The sequence below is a fragment of the Chromobacterium aquaticum genome (genome assembly GCF_021129195.1).
Lineage (GTDB): Bacteria > Pseudomonadota > Gammaproteobacteria > Burkholderiales > Chromobacteriaceae > Chromobacterium > Chromobacterium aquaticum.
The window spans coordinates 17387-38961 of record NZ_JAJOHW010000013.1; the positions used below are offsets into that span (position 1 = coordinate 17387).

The window sequence follows — 21575 nt, forward strand, 5'->3', positions numbered from 1 at the left end:
GTGCCTATCTTTTAAAAGAATTTACTTGAACCTAGAGCAAAGCTGCTCCGTACTCACCTTGTAAGTTGCATTGAAAAGTCACAGCGATCTTGCGTTTGATAAACCACTGTTTCACCGTGATAGTCTGCACGGGATTTATATACTTCTTTCCCGCATGCCAACAACTTGTATCCAGCCCCGCTAGATGGCTTGCCGCTTCTTGAAACCAAGGTAAAGTTGCCCCGATAGTTCCCGCTGCCCACAACTTCTACAAAGCGCACTGCATTCACATCAATATCAAAAGGGGGTGATACAAATTGACTTCTTCCTTGGCCATCCGTCCGTCCCTGCAATGAAATCGCAGGAGCTTCGCCGCTGGACTTCGGATCATGGACCTGAAGTAGATAAGGAGTATTTTTGAGCACCCTCCCCGTCTCCGGGCTATGCAGCACAAAATAGCAGCCTTTATTTACACCTTGCTCGCCTTGCCCCACTTTCTCAATTGGCGATGAATGACACTGATAAGTCGCTTTCATCGCGGCGCGGATCGCCTCAGGTTCAAGCGGCCCATTAAGGGCGCAACCTGTCACAATTAATACAGCTGACAAAATCCCAAAGCGGGAAACAATCCTTGAAATGCTCATCATAAAAATTGGCTCAATTAATTATAAGACCGAAAACGAATAGATTTCACTACAGCCTCGTATAAAGCTAGAGCTTCTTTTTGAGTTATAGTTGATGGAATTGACTGGCCTGCCCCCACTTCACCTGTGCTAACTTCAAGATGCACACTTGGCTTTAAAGCATTGCCAATCTCTCCCAAAGTCTCCCAATAAAAACCGTACACCTTTCCCATTCCATCATCTGAAGGAAATATTTTTAGAGACTCTTCACCTTTATTTCCATTCACATCTCTCACGCCTGAACGCAGCGTATTTATTTTGGCTAGCACTTCTTTGGGGAATGACTTATAACGTTCATCGCTTCTATCTAGCAATGTTTTTTCCTGCCTGAAGTAAACATCACTTGATAGGCGGACGAAAACATCCGGATGCTTCTTTAAAGTAAAACTCAAACTTACACTCTCAATCTGCTGAGTCTTTCCATCTCCGGCAACAAACCCATTCTCAAAACAAAACCCAGCCTCTTTTGGTATGTCATTGCTGGAACGATATCGCAAGCTTGACATTAGTTTTTTATATTGCTCAACCGTCTGGGAGATGCTTTTCCCATCAAACCCTTCTCCCCCAGTGTAAAAATATGTTCCCGCACCGGGTCTGGTGGATGGAACCAACAGATAAGCATCAATTCCGTAAGCTGTTGTGCTGTATAAATCAGCCTTGGAGACTATGATCCTCTTATTGTTATCCCCTTCAAACTCTGATCCGGCATATTTAAAGCCTCGCTTATAATTTTCACTCTTTCTCTTCTCGAGTGATTTTGCAACAAGTTCTTTATATTTCTGTGGGCCACGCCCAGAGTCAATAGAGCCAGAGATATATTTATTTGTTCCGCCAATCAATTCCAGCTCGAGCGGAACATCAACCACATAGCGACCGAAGCAGTAAGTTTTGCTTTTCTCAAACATCTCCCCTCCCTCTGCAATTACGTTTGAACTACCCCCTGCTACTATTAATAATGAGAGTGCAAGCATCTTCATTAGATAACCCTTTAAGGTTTTGCTGGCTCGGCAAGCTGTATTAGTCTGGCAATGCCATAAATAGTAGCTCTAATTGTAAATTTATCTCCATAGCTTTTTTGATGATCAAACCCTCTCATCTCAAAGACAGCTTGTGGAGTTGGTTGTAATTTCGCTAACACAGCACCAGAATCAAGTGGAACAGTACCATCGCCCGCTTGGTTTCGCTCATTTCTCAACTTCAATTTCACCTTCGGGCTACCCTCCTGCTGATACAGTGAAACTGTGGACTTGCCAGTCAGACTACGGCCACTATCCTTATTCAACAACAAGGGTAGCGCATCGTCATCAGGCAAACTCTCTGTCTCCCAGCTTACTTGTCCAAAAGCACGGTATTTTTTCTCATCTGCCCCATAATATCCATAAGTCTGGGGATGAGCATACAGACCAACTGTATCATGGAACAGTTCAGCCTTAGAAAGAGACGTTTCATAAACTTGTCGAGGAGGTGCAACCGTTTTGATTGTATTGGCTGGATCAATCAGATCTGGATCAAGCATTCCCCACCAACATTCGTCAGTAGTTTTACTATATATTTCTTCATAAGGATCAGCCTTTGGTAGATGAATTAACACCTCTTCTCTGGCTCCAGAACCTTTGACAACTCTTAGCCAGCCAGAAGGATAGTGCTTTGTAGGCAGCAACTCCAACGGCCCAGGAGAACAAGCTAACGTCGGAGTAACATCTGCCGCATTCCAGCCAATAATTGACGCAGTTGCCGCGCCAACGATATCGAAAAAACCACCGACTTCAGTGCCGGCCCGAAAGCGTCGATAAACTACCGGAGCACCCGCTACAGGCTGTACCCCATGTACAATCCCTAATACCTTATCCTCCGCTAGTTGAGCTGCGCGGCGTGTAACTAACCCTCCCATAGAATGGGATATCAGAATCACTTTACCATCACAATGAAAGTAATCACTTTTTTGGTAATAAGCAATGATCTCGTCAATTTTTACAATCAGAGACTGAGCAGACTCTTCATTACTTTGAAGCCAATTGTAGCCATGCGCCCAGACCGGATAGTAATAATCATCAAGTTTAAGAACATCTTCCTGAGAAAGCGATTTAGGTACTTTATTCCAGGCAGTAACTGTTTCTTCAGCCAAAAAAGAATAATCAGGCTCTCCCTTGACTCGTTTCGCTTTGGAGTGTCCTCCTGCAAGATGACTCAGTAAACCAATTTCAGGAAGCAGGAAATTGCCACGCTCTTTAGGAAGTCCTGGCTTACTATACTGATCATTCAGACTAATCTCCAATTGACTCAGAATGCCATGATAGCTTTCTGCATGAAGTGCCCCCCAACCTCTTTTTTTTGCCTCTTCAGATGTTAGCCAGAAAACATCCGAAGGCGCTTCGCAGGGGCCATCCCAATTGACCTCAGTCTCTTTCGGATCAAACAAACCTTGGCGAGTTCCTGGCGATTGCATAGCGCCTTTCCCTGCGGCACCAATGCCAGAAAATACGCCATTAGGAGGAGACCAAGCATTGCCCCGGCCCCCTCTTAATTTTAGATTTGTCCCCATAATTCCCGGAACAAAAATTATAGGAATCACCGTATGCGGCGGCTTTACACACAGAGCACATTGCTTAAAGGATTCAGGGCTTTGAGTTGAATTAAATTTAGGATTACCATTTTTATCGAACTCTAGCTTAATCCGACGAGTAGCCTTTTCATTCACCCACGCGGTCATACTATTTCCGATTCAAAAACATTGTTAATTGTTCAGTGGCTTTTCCTACAACAGTCTCTGTTGTCCCTGTAGCGTCTGTACTCCCGCCTCCAACAACAGCCCCCTGTCCATTTTTTAGCTCATGCGCAATCTGAGTTTGGGCTATACCAGAGCGGCCTGAAACCGCAAAAGTTTCATTGGTTTTAAAACTACTCTTAGGCATATTTGGCAGCTGTAGCGAACTATTCCCGGGACCTTCCATCGAATGACTAGATGCTTTCTGAGTGTGAGAACCAGAGGCTTGTGTGATGATACTACCACCACCATAAGCTGCTGAAGCACCTTGAGCCGATATTGTTATTTTGGGCGCAGAAAGGACAATCTCCTCTAAGGAGTACAGCATTAATTTTTTAGCCGCACCAATTTCAACTTCATCGTTTTGGGCTTGCAACTGAATTTTGCCAGCCGCCGCAATCAATTTCATGCCTAATTGCTGCACAAATATTGACAAGGACTGCCCAACACGAAAGCGGAGTTTTTGCCCGACACTGACATTACTATCTTTAGCTGTAACTAGATCATAGTTTGAGCCTGCCGCCATATTAATACTAGAATCCGATGAAACAGCAATACCTTGAGGAGCAGTCAACGCCAGCATTCCTTTACCTCCATTCTTACCTTCTTTAGAAGTGTTGCTTCCCGCTTCCCATTGTTTTAAATCTTCAACTAGCTGCTGTTGTAACCTTGTATCCGTAGTTTCTGCCTCATGAATCTCTGAGGTTTTAGCTAGCTCTTGTGCAATCGACAAGGCCATTTCTAACTGACTTATCAATTCATCTCGATCCAACTGCCCGCCCTGAGCCTTGGGCTGGCCATGCGCACTAACAAGAACTCCTCTAGCAGCTCGAATTGCTCCGGCTAAGTCGGATCGCAATTCGAAACCTTCACCCCGAGGTTCTGCTTTCCCGTCTTTGCGGGGATGCGTCAAAAAGCCCTGGTTCAACTGGGTCTTGCCTGGCTCACTGGAAAGCTTGGCGCGAACTTCGCCGGGGGTATCATCAAACAGCAGCTCACTGTAGCCGCCTCCTTGATGCTCTTTGGACTTGATGCCGGAGAGGGTCTTGTTCGCTGGCAAAGCCCCTGCGCCGCTAAAGTCCGGTGTGGCGTGGCTGCCGTTATAGAGCACGCCAACAACCACCGGGCGGTCAATGTCTCCTTCCAGAAAATCCACCAAGACTTCCTGACCGATGCGGGGAATGAACTGATGCCCCCAAGCCGCCCCAGCACTGGGCATCACCACTCGAATCCAACAAGAGGACTTGTCATCCATCGCCGCGCCGATGCCGGGATGTTCTTCAGCACGCTGCCAATGGAATTGCACCTTGATGCGTCCGAACTGATCCGTATGCACCTCTTCGCCGGCTGGCCCCACCACGGTAGCGGTCTGGCTGCCCAAACTCGTTGGCTTGGCATGCCGGGTATAGGCGTATGCCGGCGTCAGCGGAATGCCGCGCCGTTGAGCGGTAAAGGTGGTTTGGTAGGGCGCAGGTTCAGTTTGTTCTTTGCTTTGGGATAGATCAGGGATGGCGGTTTGAAGCAGCCGCTTCAGTCCTTGGGGAAGGTTGTTGTGAGCGATGAAGTTCTGTTTGGTCACCACGAATTCACGTTGCTCGCTGCTGTCGCCGTCATGGTTGGGATGGTTGTCCAGACGGAACCATTCGCCAGGCAGCAGCCCCCTGACCGCGCCACCGCCGCTGAACTGCTTGGCTTGTAAATCATGCGCCTGCTGCCGCAGCTGCGCGTAATGCCCAAATTGCTCCGCATCGCTCGCATAGTAAAGTGTCTGCGGCGCGTAATCCTGCAAGGTGGACTGTAAGGCCTTGCCGCTCTGCCCCTGATTGATTTGGCTTTCATCGCCCGTCATATTGCTGGTGACAGGCTGGTAATCGAAGCTCGCCAGAGCGACATTGCCGGATACGATTTGCCGGGAAGATTCCCACGCGGTTAAGCCATCCTCTTCTTCCGTCGCATCGCTACGGTGAAAGCGCAGACGCTCCATGCTGGCGGCGGGTAGCCCAAACGGATCATCAAACAGGATCAGCTGTACTTGCGGCAGCTTGTCTTTCTCAGAATGGGCAAACCGCCAGCCGTAACCCTCTTCATGCATCAAGCGCACGATAAAGTCATAGTCGCTCTCGCGGTACTGTAGGCAGTAGCTGCGCGGCGAAGCCGGACCCACTTGAATGTCCAAGGTTTGAACCCGTGCGAACTGGGCATTATTCGCCTGATGCTCCGCCAGAATCTGCTTAATGATGTCTGGCACGGTCAAGTCCTGGAACACGCGTGAAGTCCGCCGATAGCGCAGCAGCGAAAAAGGAGCTTCCACCGTCAAACCGTACTGAGCGAAACCGCCATCCGCCCCCAGCTGCTTCACCTCCGACACCACCCCGCAGCGTACAAGCTCTTCCCCGGAGGCGGCGGCAATGCCTATCTTTGCGGCCACGCCCAGCAGAGACTTCAATTCGATGGAGCCGTTGGGAGACAGGCAGGTCAATTGATAGCGATAGCTCTCTGAAACGCCTTCCTCGCCTTCCAGAGTCTGAGGCAACAGGGTTTCAGCCGCGATGCTGCCATCCCCGAGGGACAGTGTGAGCAGGCGATTGTCTTGCGTGAAGGCACTGGAAAAACTGGCAAGCAGCTGGCTGATATCCATAGAAATAGAATGTCCGCAAAGAAAAACCACTTACATAAAGTGGCCTTTTGGTGTTGGTCCGCAATGGAGAGCGGTAACATTCTATTTGGATGGGCGGTGACAGAACAAGCGACCTAGGTCAAGGTTTGGCAAGACCCCATCCTAAAGGACAGGGACACACTCTCCCAAGAGCATCGTTTCATAGTAAAAGCCCGAAAGAATAGGGCTGAATGCCTCTAAGCTACAGCCTTTAAAAAGCAACGGCAAAGCGCATTAATATAGCTCTCGGCTGTATCCAAATAATATATCCGCAATCCAGTTGCCCTATTTAATAAAGATGGCTTTCATCCGGTAAATTGCTACGATGCTACGAGTGAAGATTTTTTCTTCAAACGCGCAGTTTTATAGACACGGCTTGGCTGGATAATTTGTTAGGTGAAAGACTATAGTCATCATGGCAAGCTCAAACAGCAAACATTCCCACCTCTAATAATCTCCACCGAAATTCATTAGTTTATTTCCCAGCCCAAAGGCAACTCTGGGTAGCTGATCCAGTAGCTCAGACATTCCTTATCAAGGGTATCGCTCCATTGATAGATACCTGCCCCTGCGTAGTAAAAGACAGGCTTCCTGTCAATGTAAGCAATAATATCGGCTCGATGACGATAAAATGGAGAGGCTAACATATCACTAACAGAAACCTCATCTATACAAACCATATCAGATATCTTGCCATGCTGCCTCACGCAATGTTCAAACTGCGATAGCTCGTTATCTGGCAAAGATAAAACATGTTGCGCTACCACTTCGGCAAATGAATTCTTAAATGACAGCAACCCCATACAGGAAGGATGTTTATACGCATATTCTTCTGGATTCATAGAAAAGCACTCCAATCAAGCAAAGCTGATGGGATTTTATAAGATTTGAGAAGATTTCATGACGCAAAAACAACTGTTCACGGCGGCAAAAAAATATGCTAGGGTTAACACATTTTACAAATAGTTCAAGAAAGAACAATTCAAATGCAGCCAATTACATCTAAGCTTATTAGCAACGACTGCATAGAAGCTGTAATTGAAGAGAGCAAAAGCGCACCTAGAAAACGTACGCCAATCCTGATCCATAGCAGCTACGATGAGATCCCTCAACGCTTCGTGAACTGCATGGCATCAGACTCTTACATCAAGCCTCATAAGCATGAAAGTGATAATCAATGGGAACTGTTAACTTGGATATCTGGAGAAATGCTTGTTATCATTTTTGATGATTCTGGCAAAATACTGAACAAGGTTGAGATAAGTCAGTACTGCCACCGCGTGATTGAGATACCGCAAAATTTGTATCACAGCTATGTCCCTTTATCCGACTGTGCATACCTTGAAATACGGAACTGTAGCTTTACTTACGGACGGCCAGAGGTAGATCGTACATTTGCCGACTGGGCACCTGACGAAGGTGATCACGAGGTAAAAAACTTTACCACTTGGCTCAAAGAAGCGGATATTGGAAAATGGTATGAACAAGAGCGACAATTATTATCAGATAATCAACTATAGTCCCGTCCCAACTTTCTGGAAGAATGCAGAACGATTCTTCATGGGCTGCAACCAGAAATTTCTTGACATGGTTGAAGTCGAAGACATTGGAATCCTTATCAAAAAACGGGATATAGACCTGCCTTGGGCACACAATTGGGAACTCTTTGAAAAAGATGATAGGCTTGTTTTAGAAACGGGACAAACTGTTACTAGACTCGAGCAAATACCCTCTGGCAATGGTGACTCCATTTGGTCTGAAACTATTAAGCATCCAATTATGCGAGATGGCAAGATAGTGGGATTGGTCGGCTTTTGCAAAGACGTCACAATTGAAAGAAGGCTGCAAGAGATAGAACGTGAGCGCAGCATTGACAAACTACATTTACAACTTGCCAACTTAGTTGATAAGTTCATGAATGATGCACAGCACACTAAACTATCCATCTTAAACCAGCGCCTAGGCATAAATCATGGCGGAAACAAAACAAGCAGAACACAAATAAGTCTAAGCAATAGAGAGCAGGAGATAATTTACTATCTATCCATCTATAAATCCCCAAAAGAGATCGCAAAAATATTATCAACGATTCATGGCAAAGACATTTCAATTCGTGCGGTGCAAACAGCTATTAGCGATAGGCTTTATGTAAAGTTCGACGTAAACACGACAAGTCAGCTATTAGAGCGAGCAGCCGCATATAGTCTCATCCCTCTACGCATGCCTAGCTAGAAGCGATCTGAAATAAGTCGTTTTCAACAGCCAAATCTCTTTAAAAATCATAGACTTACATGTTTTTGCAAGAACAAATTGGGGGCTTACTCAGATGGTGCTTAGAAACTTGTCAACTAAAACAATGAGAACAACTATTGAGAGTGGAGCTTGAGGGAAAGTGAGTTGACGCCATCTTCCAGACACGAAGCGGATAAACCACTCCTAGCTGATTTGAATCGCTCCAGCCTCTCCAGGCAATCTTAATTTGATGGAAATACTGCGCCTCAAACCATTCCGGCGATAGCCCATTTGCTGAACCATGCCGACGCTTCGGGTTTTAGAACATCTCGGTGTATTCGAAGATTTCTTGACGGTCTTCTAGTCGTGATAGGTTTTTCGCTTGATGCACCCATGCCTCAGCACCAGAAAGAACTCTCCGCTACGGACTTGTCGTGGCCGCTCCCCATTCTGGGCACAAACATGCCACATGCGGGCCAAGACATAGGCATACCCCACCCAAGCCCTTTGGCAAATCATGCGACGGCCTTTTTTTGAATATCACGCTCCTCGCTTATCCGGTCAACTCTGCTTTAAAATCGTGGATTTCGGTTTGCTGGGCGGAAAACTCCATCGACAGGGTATATTTGGGATCGTAGCACTTCAGCCATTGATACAGCCTGTGAGTAGAGATATCAGGAGACTGTAACTTCGATAATGGGATAACCCATTCAATGTCCTGTTTATCGGCTTCGACTTTAGAACTATTTAGGGAACCTCTATCTGCTTATGGCACATCTTTATCGAGCTTAGAATACGGCTGACTAGGTCTCTAAAAAAGTGAGAGGCAATTCACTAGGAAAGAGGAGTAATTTAACCCAAAATCACACAGGAAAAAGTGGAAGATCATTCAGTATCGATTGTGCGGAATCTCGCGGGCGTAGTGCCAAATACAGGGAATCAACAGCCTTAGTCGGAGTCCCTCCTCGAATCAAAGAGATCAGAGATGCCGCGCGGTAATGCCCTTCAACATCAGCCCCATCGAATGAGTTCAAATGCGCATAAAAGCGAAAAGCGGCACCTTTCAAGACAAACTCAATCAGATACTTAAGGATATTGGCTTCAAACAAGGGCTGATAGAGCCGATCACTTCGAGTTGTTCTCTTCACGGCAATGGCAAAGAGAAAACCCGCACCATCAATCATGTCTTCGAGGAGCCGGTGTGCCCCTTCTAGAAAAACTAGGTTCTGCTCATTCAGGCTATCAACCCCATCAAGAAAACACTTCATCGCATTTGGTAACGGATACGGCAACCTAACACCCACAATGTCCGGCGAAGATAATCCCAACTCCATGCCGCGCAAGTGCAGCGCATGATCGAATGCCTGAATGCTGCCGCGAACTTCCGGCTTAAAAAGCCGAGTTGCATCGTATCCACGAGGAAGCTTAACGATTGCGACCTTCCGTGTTGGCGTGGCAACAGCACCCTCTGGACATACATATGCCGAAGATGACCATTGGCCAGAGTCCATAAAACGATTCCATGCAGCTGCTGCATTCCAAAAAGCTCCTGCTTCAAGCAACTCAAAAACATCGCCCTCGACCTTTGCGATTGCAGAACTTTGCACATTGAAAGCAGCACCAAATAAGAGTCTCCCTGCCTCTTCAGCATTGCTTCGGAAAGTATTCAGATATGTCTCATACGTACGGGTGGGGTCAGGATCAGAATCGGTGCCAGGCATGAAGGCATCAAACGTACAGTTCATGGCAGCTTGCTGACGAAAGCGGAAAAGTGTATTACGCCCTTTCACCCGATTCATCCTACGATCTTCAAAGCACTTGCCATGTGGGCAAGTTAAGCAAACTGCACTATGGTCAAAGTCGAATGGCATCAAGAATCCTGTCTGGTTGCGATTTCTCGAGCCGTAGCAAAAAGCACGTCGAGATCAACACCTAGTCCGCGGGCGATCCTCTGCATGACATCCAAGGAAGGGTTTCGAACACCTCGCTCAACGCCGCTGATGTATGTCCGATCGATACCAGCACGCTCAGCAAGCTCTTCTTGGCTTAACCGGAGGAGCTCCCTATGCCGTCGTACGGCAGGGCCAAAGTAGTCTGCTAAATTCATGCCAATAAGCTAAATTCGAGTCGACTATGAGTCCACGGACTATCAGTCACATTTCGTACTTCCCACAGTTATATTTGACTAGCCTCCTTGGCTTTCGTAGAATTTGAAGATGTCTAAAAGTCACGTCATTCCGCCGGTCAAAATGCTTATGAATCATCAACCTACTGCACTCTCTCTTTTCTCCGGATGCGGAGGGTTCTGCGAGGGAATAGAGTCATCCGGCTTCGAAGTACGCACAGCAGTTGAACTCGACAAGTTTGCCTGCCAGACATACAAGCACAACTTTCCAAAGACTCCACTTTTTGACCAAGATGTGCACGACTTCCTTACCGAAAAAAGTGGGCATCGCGAAAAATACCGATTGAATAATATTGACTTAGTTTTTGGCGGCCCTCCTTGCCAAGGATTCAGTCAGATTGGTACACGCCGCCTTGATGATGAGCGTAACGAACTTTACAAACAGTACACTCGAATTGTGAAGACGTTAAAACCTCGAGTTTTCCTAATGGAAAACGTCCCCAATTTGGCGATGATGAACAAGGGGCATTTCAAGAATCTAATTCTCAAAGAATTTGCATCCATTGGTTACAGCAATACCATAATGCTTCGCTTACTTGCTTCTGACTTTGGTGTGCCACAAACTCGTCAACGTGTAATTTTCATTGGCACTCGAGATGAAGATAACTTTCCGTACGACCTCACCACCTTCGCTGAAGGCGTACTTGAACAATTGAAAGTAAACCGCCCCGTTACAGTACACGAAGCTCTTTTCGACCTCCCCAGCGAGGTTGTGCACAGTGGCGAAGTTATGTCGTACCCCAAAGTATCAAGGCCAAATGACTTTCTTAAAGACATGCGACTCGATTCTGATGGGAACCGCTACACCAAGACAATGAAGAAACAGCGAGGAATAGGGCGATCTAAAGCATTGCTTCATAATCACCATACCAAAGAAATTCAAGAGAAGCGTGCTCATTTGATCTCTCTACTTGAGCCTGGCATGAAAGCTAATAGCCTTCCGAAGGAAATCTGGGATAACAAGCGTCCTGAGAAATGGCGGCGACTTCACCCCGACCTTCCATCTCATACAATCTTGGCTCAAATGCATCGTGATTTAAGTGAATGGATTCATCCCCATTTGAATCGCTGGATCACAGTACGTGAAGCCGCTCGCCTTCAATCGTTCCACGATGGTTTCGTTTTCGTAGGCAGCGAGTGGCAGCAACTCAAACAGATTGGTAATGCAGTCCCCCCGCTACTTGGCTTTGCTCTCGGGAAACTTGCTCAGCGCGTTTTAAACACCCTTGATCAATCTGAATCCGCAATTGAAGAAATTGCACCGATTGGAAGTCAATCGACATTGCTTAAAGCGGAAGTTGATTAAGAATAAGCCTTCAACATATAAGCAAGCGCGGGGCCATCAAGAAAATAGATGGCCCCATCTTCTTGACCTCTATCCACCTCGGCACTTCCCCGCTCGCCCCTTCCCCTACAGCTCGCCCACCGGACTTTCCACTATTGGCGCACTACCAATTTGATAGCAACCCAACTTAATTTTGCCAAATATTTCCCATGAAATTCGACAGGAGATTAGAGAACTCAATGAACCATGGGATACAGACATGATTATAGCCCTGCCACCACGTTTCAATCGTCTATTTGGCATCATGCAAATTTATGAAAGATAGAAACTCAGCATCCCTATATCAGGTGATTACGGGCAAGGCCGTGTACCTGAAAGCAGCCGAAGCCAGCCGTGTTCTTCACCCGCAGACTGTTCTTTCCCTAGCGACAGGCCGCTGCAGGGCTGCGGATGACCATCCGTCAACACAACCTTTGCGGCACTAGCAGGCAAGCCGCACCGTTCTCCAGCCTCCCCGGCCCTGTATGCCATGAGCCCCATCCGACATCTTCTAAACAGGGTAAAACAGCCACTTTTTGAAAATCTAATTCCTATATTTTATCCTTTATTTTCGGTGATAAAACTGGGAAAGCGTGCTATTACACTCCCACATAGAAGGAGGCTCAACTTTTTCTTTCCAACTCCCCGCACTCCGACCCACCACCACGCCAGAGGTAAGGACAGCTCCATGATGACAAACGACAGCAACCGCCCCAACCCCCACGACCACATTGCACAGATCACGCCAACGATGGCAGAGCTATACCGTGTGGCCAAGAAGTTGGGCATCCCTGGACGCAGGCTACTTGAACGCATATGCGCCAGACTGCACCAGCTTGACTATATGAAGCATGGAACGCCTGTTCACATCACGGTGAGCGACTACGCCGCCACCTATGACATCAGCCTTGATACCGCCATGGCCGAGATACGTGAAGGCATCGCCGCGCTACACCGGCCCGGCAAACTCAGAAAGACCCAAAAGCAAGATGGGGATGGTACGCCAGCACGCTATTGTGAACTTTGGTTTAGCTGGGTGGATTCGATCCAACTGGATTCTGCCCTACTCAATCAAGGCACCATCTTCAAGAAAGAAGCAAAGGAAAATCTGAGCAAGCCAAAAGGAGATGCAACGGTTTCCGTATGGATATCCAAAAACGTGCACGCAAACAAATCCGCTCTTCTGAAAAAGATAAAAAATGACTTTAAGATAAAAGAACCGGCCCCGCTCTCTTTTAAAGAGGGCGTAAAGAGTGTAGGCATGTACGCAGAGACATTACGAAAAATATGCGATGTCCAAGGATCGGATTTTTGGAGTAGGAACGAGATCAGAACAAAAGATATTTCGATAGTGGAGTTACACAAGAAAATGCAAAGCTGCCATTCTTACCAAACCAACTTTAAAGATTTCAGACGGAATGTACTAACACCGGCCATCCAACTATTAAATGACAAGCGGGAGCATTACAGGGCAACCCTTTCAATGGAGCCAATCAAGACAGGGAAGAAAGTCACTTCGATTCGCTTTACCGTGACAGATGTTGAGATCAAGCCGAGAACATCGAAAATGGGCTCAGCAAAAAATGACTGGAACTATAAAGAGCCAAACCTTGAATAATACTTTAAAAAGGAGACCACCAGAAATCATATGGCAAGACCAACCATTCAATTCAACAATGAGGACGTGCAAACCTATCTGACAGTGTATTTAACCCTGAATCACTTCATGAATGACTCCGGCTTACCGCGTGTTATCACCACTGCCGTTGATGATATATTGGAAGGAGTATCCAGATTGGACTATGGCGGCAACACCAGACCACTGAGCAAGTCCAAGCTCTACACGCTGTTATCGGCCCTTTCCATCGTCTCCACCGCCACCGTTCAAGCGGCCACAGGACAATCTAGCAGGCACTCACGCAACCTCTCACAGGCGCTTAGAGTGGCTTCAACGGCCATTCTGAATACGCTGGTGAAACATGGTGAACCGTGCTCTCTCTGGAATGCGAAAGCACCATTTAGTTAAGCACTTACGAGTTATGGCAACCTATATAAAGGAACTTGAATTTTGCTTCGCAAGTCACCATTCTTGTCAAGAGACAGATACCATATTAGTGCCCGATTCAAGGTTATTTTTCAGAACCTTTAAGGCTCTGGGACACAGACTTAAATAGGGGTACCAGCTTGGTTTGATGATTCATTTTGAACCTATCTTCAAACCATCCCTTAAAGAACCTTTCAAGAAACTGAAACAGAAGGATGAAGTGGTATCAAGATGATTCCTTCAGGTTCTTTAAGAACATTAACCCTTGGTACCCCCTTGTACCTCGAAGTATCCCGTCAGCGTAGCCATACGCGATAGCACGCCATTTACGGGCTTCCCAGCCCTTTAAAACACCCACACCACCACTCACGCCCATTCAAGCTTGTCGCTTCGAGTGCGCTTCATGCTGCCTACTGGTTTAAGGCGCGTGAGGGCATGAAAGCGATGGGACACTTGAGGCGACAAACTTAAAAGGAAATAAACCAAATGACTCAATCCAATAAGCGTACCGGCTCCAGTCTCATTCACACCGTTACCGACTGCCCCAAGGCCCTGATGCTGACTTTGGAGTTCTCCGAAGAGCAAGCAAGCCGCATGATGAACGTACGACGCATCCTGCCATTCGTGGAGAACCGCAAAGAACCGTGTATTGATGCCCGGAAGCTGTGGGAGCGCCTTGGTAAACCTCACAAGCGTTTCCGCGACTGGGCCGCTCACTACATCAAACCACTCGCAGCGGAAGGCTCTCGGAGAAAAGCGGAAATTTCCGCGATTCTCACACTCGGCAAAACAAAGCCTCAGCAAGACTACCTGCTCTCTCGTGACGTAGCCGCCCACCTAGCCATGCAAGCCAATACCGATGAAGGGGAAGCCATCCGAGAATACTTCCTAGACATGGAGGACTTGGTACTCAAGCTGGCTCGTCATGGCTATCTGCGCGCGGCCACCATCGTCAAGACCGATAACGAGCTAAGCAAGGCAACCATAGTAAAGGTGCATGAAAGCGCAAAGGCCATCGGACAGAAACTGTCTTCTTACCAAGTGAAGCAGCTAGCCCTCATAGATGAACGCGCCATCAAATCGTTGGTGGCCAAGGCATTGACGGGCATTCGAGCCAGTCGATGGAGAACCTACGCAGGAAAAGGTGTCCGGGATGTTCTGCGCGTTGAACACCTTGACGTCTACGCGAAGGCCTACAATGTCGCTTTGGCGCTCTGTAAGGCGGGTATGCCGATTAAGGAGATTGAACGCGTCTTGGAGGCCAGCTTCGGCATGACCATCTGCATGGCGGAATATCTTGATGAACAACAAATTGAATGGGCCATTGAGGACTGGTGTCAATCTGCCTATCCCTATTCTGATACTCCCCGTCCCCGGCACTCGTTGGCTTTGGACCTTGACTATTGATGAACGAGATTAGCCAAGCCCATTGACGCTAGCCCCGCTTTGATACGCTGGAGATAAGACACATCATCAAAGCTGGGTTAGCGCGGCACCGCTGGCAGGTGTTGTCACTGTCGTTGATGCGCAGGGAAACCACCTCAAGGGCTAGACGTTGTAAATCATCATTGACACATGACGTCATGTGAACTAGACCTAAGATTAGGTGACGTCACCTGACGGGAGAAACTTATGAAACGCATCATCGATGGTAGAGCCTACAACACTGCTACAGCCATAGAAGTATTCTCCGAAGAGGAGTGCTACGGCTCAGGGGCATGGTGGGGACTATATCAAACTCGCTTTGGAGAGTTCTTCAAGGTCAAGTTCGACCATGGAGGTGAAGAAGTGCTTGAGTTTGGCCCCATAGCTGACACCGAGGCTCAAGAGTTGCTTGAAGAACATGCAAACCATCTCGTTGAGCAATATTTTGGTGAAATGCCTGAAGGTGGCATGGCAGAGCGCCGACTAACGATTCGTCTCCCTGGTAATCTCGTTGAACGAATGGAAGTATCTGCCACATGTTTGGGCCTTTCCTTAAATAGCTATGCGATGCGCTGCTTCGAGCAGTGTGTTTCGAAGGATGGGTTTCCTCCCATGCGAGCCTGAAATTACCGCAAAAATTTAAATGGGTATCTGAGACAAGAAGGACGCGGAGTGTCCCCCGTGGGGTGCAGAGAAGAGCCGACAAACCGAAAAAACCCCTGTAAGCGCTCTTGAAAACTCGTGGGTAGCCCCTTTGTACCCAAAGGCATACCAAATGCTATTCCCGGCCTTCCATGGGGCGGCAAGGCGTCTTTGAGGATGGCTCTTTGAGTACACCCTATGAGCCACAGGTCATGGCTAAGCCTGATTATGGATCAAAACTGTTGATTTAATTCTGAGCCATCGTTACTATGTGAGCCATAGTTTATGAGCCACACGGAAACATCATCATGACCCAGACCATCGCCTACCTTCGCGTCAGTACAGACGAGCAGAACACGGCAGCCCAGCGCAAAGCCATTGAAGACCGCTACAAGGTTGAGCGCTTCTATTCGGATGATGGTGTCTCTGGCGCTGTAAAGGCCATGCAGCGGCTCGAGTTCAAGGCATGCTTCGACTATGTACGGGAGGGCGATACGCTTGTGGTAGCTGCCATAGACCGCTTAGGGCGCGATACGATTGATATCCTGTCCACTGTCGAGGCTTTACAAGGTAAAGGCGTGTCTGTGGTATCCATGCGGGAAGGCTTCGACCTGTCAACGCCAATTGGCAAGGCCATGTTGACCATGCTGGCAGCAGTCGCGGAACTTGAACGGGGAAACATCAAGGCTAGGCAGATGGCAGGCATAGAGCGCGCCAAGGCTGAAGGCAAAGCACTAGGCCGGGTAAAGACAATTGATGATGCAGCAGTAAAAGCATGGCGGGCCGAGCATCAAGCCAGCATCAAAGCAACCGCCGAACACTTCGATATCTCCCCTGCCAGCGTGAAACGAGCGTGCGCGGCATAAGCTCACCCCTAATCAGACTAACTATCTGTAAAACCATCACGAGTACATGGTAGACTTCACAGGTGTTCAACTGCTCGCCAGTGAGCTACAACCGCAGCAGAACCGTAATCGATAAGCCATTGATTTAACTTACAATTGATATCGAACAGGACGAGTTCGAGTCTCTCCTTTCGCACCATCCCTGGTTTTTATCTCCATGGCCACGCAAGGCCATGAATCTTCCTGAATAAAGATCCCGTCGCAAGGGTTTCTCGCGCGTGGAATCATGACATGCGTCCGCCAAAGCACTGCCGTTTTCCGCAATAGCCCGCCCCTGCCGCGCCCAAACCGTCACCGGACACTGTGATCCAAGCGTCGGCTCCATGGGAAAACGCCCCCGAAGCCGTTCCGCTTCGAGGGCGTCAAGCCGGACTCCGGCTTCGCGCAAAGCTGCCGTCGAATCAGCTCGCGGCGGCCGCCTGCTTGTCCATCATGATTTTCAGAATCTGCACATCGGTCTGCACCATGCCCTGGCTGGCCAGCTTGCCAAGATTGGCGATGGATGCGTCCAACTCGCATTCGACGATACCGTCGCTGCCGGCCACGCATACCCCGTCCAGCGCCATCAGCACCGCCTTGTAGGCCGAGCCGGCCGAGGTGGACACCTTCATCGCGCAGCTATTGGACGCGCCATCGCAGATCATGCCGGCCAGATCGCCAATCATGCTCGAGATGGCCATGCCGGCCACCGCATAGCCGCCGCCCAATAGATGGGCCATGCCCGCCGCCGCGCCCATGGATGCGGTGGTGACCGCGCACAACGCGGACAGCTTGGGCAAGCGGGCGTGGATGTAGATCGCCATCAGGTGCGACAGCATCAGCGCCCGCGTCAGCGTTTCCCGGTCCGCGCCGACATGCTCGGCCACCACCACCACCGGCATGGTGGCGGCAATGCCCTGGTTGCCGGAACCGGAATTGCTCATCGCCGGCAGGGTGGCGCCGCCCATGCGGGCGTCGGACGCCGCCGTGGTGCGAGTGAGAATCCGGGTCAGCAGGTTGTCCGACAGCAAGCCCGCCCGCACCTGCTTCTGCAGCGTCGCGCCGATGTGCAGACCGTACTGGCCATCCATGCCTACCCGTGACAAGGCCTCGTTCAAGGTGGCCGCCTCGTGGATGAAGTCCATCATATCCAGCGGCGCCTGGGTGGCGAAGTCATAAATATCCCGCGCTTTTGCGTCGGAAAAATCGTAGGCGACGCCGGCCTGGCCCGTGCTTTCCGGCTGAGCGCGGAACAGTGCCTCGCCATTGTGCTCGATCAGCACCACATGGGTGTGCGAGTCGGCGATGCAGACGCGGGCCTCCTCGCCACCGGCGAACACCCGGGCTTCCGAGTACAGGATATTGGGCACCTCGGCGATGCTCAGCTGTACCCGGTGTTCGGCAAGCATGCGCTTGGCGGCGTCCACCACCTCCGCGCGCAAACCCTTGAGCACTTCCAGCTTGCCGTCAGGATCGCCGCCCAGCGCGCCCACCGCGGCGGCGATCTGCAGGCCGACGGTGCCGGTGCCTGGCACGGTCACGCCCATGCCGTTCTTCATCAGATTGGGCGATACCCGCGCCTCGATGCGCTCAGGCGCGCGGCCCAGTGTCTTGGCGGCGATGGCACAGGCCAGCGCCAGTGAAATCGGCTCGGTGCAGCCCAGCGCCGGCGCGACTTCAGCGCGTGCCGCCGTGACGAAGCGCGGCCATAAATCGGTGTTGAGAGTCGATGCAGTCATGGTTGTTACACTTTCAAATCAAGTCAATGCCTTGCCGCTGCCCGCCCGGCGCGCAGCGGCTGAAATCAGGAGAAGGCCAGGAAAGGCGACACGCACAGCAGCAGGCCGGTGGCGATGATGATCTTGAGCGCGCCGCCCTTGTATTTGTGCAGGAAGGGCACCTGGTAAACCAGGTAGGCCGGAATCAAGCAGCCCACCAGGCCGAAGACCGGGCTGCAGATCGAGGTGAAGCTCAGCACCGGCGCGTTCAACACGATGGCGCCCCAGGACAGCAGCACGGTGAACACCATGATGCCCTTGGCCACCCATTCGGGACGGATGCGCTCCTCCGGCATCACCCGGCGCAGCAGATTCATCGCCAGGCCCTGGCAGGCCTCGCGAAAGCCCAGATAGACGCCGAAATAGGCGGTCATCACCGCAAAAATGTTCAGGATCAGGCTGAACAGCTTGACCATGTCGCCCGGCATGCTGCTGGCCACCATGGCCAGGGCCGAGATGTTTTCATGCGAGGCCTTCACCGCCTGCTCATGCCCCATCGCCAGGGTAAAGGACACCGCATAGAAAAACACCGTGACGAAGAGGATGCCGAAGGCGATGTTCATCGCGCGCATCGCCTTGTACTGCGCCACCTTGCGCGACTTTTCCCGCGCGCGATAGGAAATCACCATCGGGCTCAGGCTCTGGATGAACAGAATGGAGGTCAGCGTGAACGGCAACATGATGATGGCGTCCTTGATCAGGCTGCCCACGGACGGGAAGGCGCCGACATTGACCATATTCCATTCCGACACCATGGCCAGGCCCAGCACCGCCACCACGCCCAGCTTGGTCAGCACCATGCCGGTGGAAATCTTGAACAACAGCTGCTCGCCGCGAGACGCCAGCGCCACCAGCAGGCAAATCAGCCCCAGGCCGTAAAAGGGATTGGCGGACAGCAAGGTATCGGTGACGCCGAAGCTGTGCAGGAAGGAGGCGCTGTCATTGGTGATGGCCGTCGAATACACGAATACCCAGATCACCAGCATGATGAAGTAGAGCGCGCCCAGCAAGATGCCCCAGTTCTTGCCCAAATAGCCGCTGATCACGCTGGGGTAGTCCTTGCACTCCGGCGACTCCGCCAAAGTATTGATGAACAGACGCTGGAACAGATACATCGCCGGGTAACCGATGATGGACGACAGCAGAAACACCCACAGCCCCATCAGCCCCACCTGCACCGGCAGGAAAACAATGCCGGCGCCTATCGCCATGCCTATGCTCATCACCACCCAACCGCGGTCGGTGCTATCGAAACGTATCGCCTCCCGCCATTCCGTCTCGCTCATTCCCGCGCGCTGGGCAGCGCTTGCCCTGGGCTTGACGCCCACCTGGCTGATGTCCATACTGAATGTTCCTTTAGTAGTTTCATGTACTGTTTCAAGCAATCCGGCGCCAACCGGGTGCTTGGTTTTCCCAGACGCGCTGCGCCAACAGCGCGGTACGGGAGCTACGGATGCACATCAAAAGCCGTCATTCACGGCACTGTTTCAGATAGCGGTAAAGCGTGGGCTCGGAAATCTCCAGCGCCTGCGCGGCCTTGCCGACGAATCCCCGGATCGAAAACAAGCCGCGTCGATTCAACTCCCTGATCACCTCCAGTTTCTCATCGCCGGACAAACGCGCCGGGTCCATCGGGTACTGTTCCAATACGTTTTGCATGATGCCCACGCCAACATCGTCTATTCCCAGCGACAGCGTTTCCTGGTGCGGATCGAGGGACAGCTCGGCCGGCAGCAGCGCCTGCACCGCCTCCAGCGCGCGCTGGTAGCGGCTATCGTCGGAATTGACGCAGAACATCGCCTGCACGCGGCCGGCATCGTCCTTGATCACCAGCGTGGACGAGCGCAGCGACACGCCGCCCCTGGTCTTGCTGTGGTAGTTCAAGCGGTAGTTCTCACCGCCCTTGCCGGAACACTCCCGCGCCATGCTCAAGGCGAGATCCGTGGCCGGCGCGCCCACGCTGCGGCCGGACAAATGCCCGTTGCGGATGATTTTTAGCGAGGCGCTGGGATCGGAAAGATCATGCACCGCCACTTCGCTGTCCGGCCCCAACAGGGCCGACACAAAGTCGGCGAGCACTTCGGCGTCGAGATATAGTTTCATGGCGATGACAAAAAATTTATCACGGCGAGATTCTATCCATCACATTTCCGGCATGTCATGCGCAACCGCGCGCGCATTTGACGCGCGTCAAACTCGGCAAAACCGCTAGATCCCGCCCAGGCGGCGCCCAATGAAAAAACCCGCCGAAACGGCGGGTTCAAGATTTGGCCAAGCCTTGCTGGCTATTGTTTTACAAGGGCTCCTCGGCCAATAAGCGCCTGGCGAACACATCCACCGGCGTGTCCGGGATAAAATCCAGGCGCACCCGGCTTTCCACCGCGAAACCCAGCTTGCTCAATACCCGCGCCGATCCGGCATTGTCCGGATGCACCAGGCCCACCAGCCGGTCCAGGCCATGGACGTCGCGCGCCAAGCGCAGACAGGCGCGGCCGGACTCGGTGGCGAGACCCAGGCCCCAATACTCCGGCAGAAAGCGATAGCCCAGTTCCACCGCGTCCACCGCCGCCATGTATTTCAGGCCGCTGAAGCCTATCACCTCGCCGCTGTCCTTCCACACGCAAGCCACTCGGCCGAAACCATGCCGCTCATAGTCCGCCAACGGGCCGTCGCGCATCGCCTGCAAGGCTTGCTCGCGCGAGCCGAACGGCGTATTGCCCACATAGCGGATGGCCTCGGCCACGGTGCCGAGCCGGTAGAAGGCGTCCAGGTCATCCTCCTTGAAAGGCCGCAAAATCATGCGGCCGGTATCCACTGCTTGCATCGCTATCTCCCAGCTACTCGCAACATCATGACAATGGAAACAATCTGCCAGCAATAATCCATTTACGCCATATTTTTTGCATCGCAACAAAAACGCCAGTCAGCCGCGTCCGGCGGATCAACTGATATACTGTCGCTTTGATTTTCCCCGCCGCA

Annotated in this window: 19 protein-coding genes and 1 pseudogene; 8 read left to right on the top strand and 12 right to left on the bottom strand. The window is 50.7% G+C overall.

The genetic code is table 11. From position 1 onward, the window contains the following. Nucleotides 1-53 precede the first annotated feature (53 nt). From LQT98_RS02230 to LQT98_RS02250, 5 genes are all read right to left on the bottom strand, one after another. Nucleotides 54-626: a hypothetical protein gene (locus LQT98_RS02230; protein ID WP_146176685.1), complete on the bottom strand. Its 573-nt coding sequence runs from the start codon at nt 624-626 to the stop codon at nt 54-56. A 14-nt stretch (nt 627-640) separates the two neighbouring features. After that, nucleotides 641-1567: a T6SS immunity protein Tli4 family protein gene (locus tag LQT98_RS02235; RefSeq protein ID WP_231460982.1), complete on the bottom strand. Its 927-nt coding sequence runs from the start codon at nt 1565-1567 to the stop codon at nt 641-643. Nucleotides 1568-1650: 83 nt separating this feature from the next. After that, complete coding sequence (locus LQT98_RS02240) at nt 1651-3372, bottom strand: alpha/beta hydrolase family protein (protein ID WP_082150800.1); 1722 nt, start codon at nt 3370-3372, stop codon at nt 1651-1653. 1 nt (nt 3373) lies between these two features. After that, the gene (locus LQT98_RS02245) at nt 3374-6064 is read right to left on the bottom strand and encodes a type VI secretion system Vgr family protein (RefSeq protein WP_082150799.1); all 2691 of its coding nucleotides are present in this window, start codon (nt 6062-6064) and stop codon (nt 3374-3376) included. A gap of 488 nt (nt 6065-6552) precedes the next feature. Then, nucleotides 6553-6924: a hypothetical protein gene (locus LQT98_RS02250; RefSeq protein WP_146176584.1), complete on the bottom strand. Its 372-nt coding sequence runs from the start codon at nt 6922-6924 to the stop codon at nt 6553-6555. Between the two features lie 144 nt (nt 6925-7068). On the opposite strand from LQT98_RS02250, the gene LQT98_RS02255 reads away from it, so the two are divergent. After that, nucleotides 7069-7602, top strand: a complete 534-nt coding sequence (locus tag LQT98_RS02255) for a WbuC family cupin fold metalloprotein (protein WP_082150798.1) — start codon at nt 7069-7071, stop codon at nt 7600-7602. Beyond that, entirely contained in the window at nt 7562-8314 is a 753-nt protein-coding gene (locus LQT98_RS02260) for a PAS domain-containing protein (RefSeq protein ID WP_048407761.1), read from the top strand. Before LQT98_RS02255 ends, LQT98_RS02260 begins: the two co-directional genes overlap by 41 nt. A 235-nt stretch (nt 8315-8549) precedes the next feature. Here the strand turns inward: LQT98_RS02260 and LQT98_RS24240 are convergent. From LQT98_RS24240 to LQT98_RS02270, 3 genes and pseudogenes are all read right to left on the bottom strand, one after another. Further along, nucleotides 8550-8766, bottom strand: a pseudogene (locus LQT98_RS24240) (IS3 family transposase); the annotation flags it as partial. Nucleotides 8767-9177: 411 nt separating this feature from the next. Beyond that, nucleotides 9178-10113: a Cfr10I/Bse634I family restriction endonuclease gene (locus tag LQT98_RS02265; RefSeq protein ID WP_231460983.1), complete on the bottom strand. Its 936-nt coding sequence runs from the start codon at nt 10111-10113 to the stop codon at nt 9178-9180. A gap of 71 nt (nt 10114-10184) precedes the next feature. Further along, the gene (locus tag LQT98_RS02270) at nt 10185-10421 is read right to left on the bottom strand and encodes a helix-turn-helix domain-containing protein (protein WP_082150796.1); all 237 of its coding nucleotides are present in this window, start codon (nt 10419-10421) and stop codon (nt 10185-10187) included. 109 nt (nt 10422-10530) lie between these two features. On the opposite strand from LQT98_RS02270, the gene LQT98_RS02275 reads away from it, so the two are divergent. From LQT98_RS02275 to LQT98_RS02300, 6 genes are all read left to right on the top strand, one after another. Next, complete coding sequence (locus tag LQT98_RS02275) at nt 10531-11805, top strand: DNA cytosine methyltransferase (protein ID WP_082150795.1); 1275 nt, start codon at nt 10531-10533, stop codon at nt 11803-11805. A gap of 706 nt (nt 11806-12511) precedes the next feature. Continuing rightward, nucleotides 12512-13441, top strand: coding sequence for a replication initiation protein (locus LQT98_RS02280; RefSeq protein ID WP_048407757.1), 930 nt, complete (start codon nt 12512-12514; stop codon nt 13439-13441). A 30-nt stretch (nt 13442-13471) separates the two neighbouring features. Continuing rightward, nucleotides 13472-13849, top strand: coding sequence for a hypothetical protein (locus tag LQT98_RS02285; protein WP_156183684.1), 378 nt, complete (start codon nt 13472-13474; stop codon nt 13847-13849). 504 nt (nt 13850-14353) lie between these two features. Beyond that, nucleotides 14354-15274, top strand: coding sequence for an antA/AntB antirepressor family protein (locus LQT98_RS02290; RefSeq protein WP_048407756.1), 921 nt, complete (start codon nt 14354-14356; stop codon nt 15272-15274). Nucleotides 15275-15499: 225 nt separating this feature from the next. Continuing rightward, the gene (locus LQT98_RS02295) at nt 15500-15916 is read left to right on the top strand and encodes a hypothetical protein (protein WP_156183683.1); all 417 of its coding nucleotides are present in this window, start codon (nt 15500-15502) and stop codon (nt 15914-15916) included. Between the two features lie 326 nt (nt 15917-16242). Further along, the gene (locus LQT98_RS02300) at nt 16243-16800 is read left to right on the top strand and encodes a recombinase family protein (protein WP_231460984.1); all 558 of its coding nucleotides are present in this window, start codon (nt 16243-16245) and stop codon (nt 16798-16800) included. Between the two features lie 440 nt (nt 16801-17240). Here LQT98_RS02300 and LQT98_RS02305 read toward each other — a convergent pair whose 3' ends face one another. The 4 genes from LQT98_RS02305 to LQT98_RS02320 all read right to left on the bottom strand — a co-directional run bounded on the left by LQT98_RS02305 (nt 17241) and on the right by LQT98_RS02320 (nt 21420). Next, nucleotides 17241-18557, bottom strand: coding sequence for an L-cysteine desulfidase family protein (locus LQT98_RS02305; RefSeq protein ID WP_231460985.1), 1317 nt, complete (start codon nt 18555-18557; stop codon nt 17241-17243). Between the two features lie 65 nt (nt 18558-18622). Next, nucleotides 18623-19939, bottom strand: a complete 1317-nt coding sequence (locus LQT98_RS02310; RefSeq protein ID WP_231460986.1) for an amino acid permease — start codon at nt 19937-19939, stop codon at nt 18623-18625. 127 nt (nt 19940-20066) lie between these two features. Further along, nucleotides 20067-20699 (bottom strand): helix-turn-helix transcriptional regulator, encoded by a 633-nt coding sequence (locus LQT98_RS02315; protein WP_231460987.1) that lies wholly within the window; start codon nt 20697-20699, stop codon nt 20067-20069. A gap of 190 nt (nt 20700-20889) precedes the next feature. Then, nucleotides 20890-21420 carry a GNAT family N-acetyltransferase gene (locus LQT98_RS02320; protein WP_231460988.1) on the bottom strand — a complete coding sequence of 177 codons (531 nt, stop codon included), beginning with the start codon at nt 21418-21420 and terminating at the stop codon, nt 20890-20892. Nucleotides 21421-21575 lie beyond the last annotated feature (155 nt).

Excerpts from the sequence above, each read along its gene's own strand:
- LQT98_RS02295 (WP_156183683.1), top strand. The coding sequence starts at position 15,500 with ATGAAACGCATCATCGATGGTAGAGCCTACAACACTGCTACAGCCATA.
- LQT98_RS02280 (WP_048407757.1), top strand. The coding sequence starts at position 12,512 with ATGATGACAAACGACAGCAACCGCCCCAACCCCCACGACCACATTGCA.
- LQT98_RS02290 (WP_048407756.1), top strand. The coding sequence starts at position 14,354 with ATGACTCAATCCAATAAGCGTACCGGCTCCAGTCTCATTCACACCGTT.
- LQT98_RS02260 (WP_048407761.1), top strand. The coding sequence starts at position 7,562 with ATGAACAAGAGCGACAATTATTATCAGATAATCAACTATAGTCCCGTC.
- LQT98_RS02275 (WP_082150795.1), top strand. The coding sequence starts at position 10,531 with ATGTCTAAAAGTCACGTCATTCCGCCGGTCAAAATGCTTATGAATCAT.
- LQT98_RS02255 (WP_082150798.1), top strand. The coding sequence starts at position 7,069 with ATGCAGCCAATTACATCTAAGCTTATTAGCAACGACTGCATAGAAGCT.
- LQT98_RS02300 (WP_231460984.1), top strand. The coding sequence starts at position 16,243 with ATGACCCAGACCATCGCCTACCTTCGCGTCAGTACAGACGAGCAGAAC.
- LQT98_RS02265 (WP_231460983.1), bottom strand. The coding sequence starts at position 10,113 with ATGAATCGGGTGAAAGGGCGTAATACACTTTTCCGCTTTCGTCAGCAA.
- LQT98_RS02285 (WP_156183684.1), top strand. The coding sequence starts at position 13,472 with ATGGCAAGACCAACCATTCAATTCAACAATGAGGACGTGCAAACCTAT.
- LQT98_RS02250 (WP_146176584.1), bottom strand. The coding sequence starts at position 6,924 with ATGAATCCAGAAGAATATGCGTATAAACATCCTTCCTGTATGGGGTTG.
- LQT98_RS02270 (WP_082150796.1), bottom strand. The coding sequence starts at position 10,421 with ATGAATTTAGCAGACTACTTTGGCCCTGCCGTACGACGGCATAGGGAG.
- LQT98_RS02310 (WP_231460986.1), bottom strand. The coding sequence starts at position 19,939 with ATGGACATCAGCCAGGTGGGCGTCAAGCCCAGGGCAAGCGCTGCCCAG.
- LQT98_RS02315 (WP_231460987.1), bottom strand. The coding sequence starts at position 20,699 with ATGAAACTATATCTCGACGCCGAAGTGCTCGCCGACTTTGTGTCGGCC.
- LQT98_RS02320 (WP_231460988.1), bottom strand. The coding sequence starts at position 21,420 with ATGCAAGCAGTGGATACCGGCCGCATGATTTTGCGGCCTTTCAAGGAG.
- LQT98_RS02230 (WP_146176685.1), bottom strand. The coding sequence starts at position 626 with ATGATGAGCATTTCAAGGATTGTTTCCCGCTTTGGGATTTTGTCAGCT.
- LQT98_RS02235 (WP_231460982.1), bottom strand. The coding sequence starts at position 1,567 with ATGTTTGAGAAAAGCAAAACTTACTGCTTCGGTCGCTATGTGGTTGAT.
- LQT98_RS02240 (WP_082150800.1), bottom strand. The coding sequence starts at position 3,372 with ATGACCGCGTGGGTGAATGAAAAGGCTACTCGTCGGATTAAGCTAGAG.
- LQT98_RS02305 (WP_231460985.1), bottom strand. The coding sequence starts at position 18,557 with ATGACTGCATCGACTCTCAACACCGATTTATGGCCGCGCTTCGTCACG.
- LQT98_RS02245 (WP_082150799.1), bottom strand. The coding sequence starts at position 6,064 with ATGGATATCAGCCAGCTGCTTGCCAGTTTTTCCAGTGCCTTCACGCAA.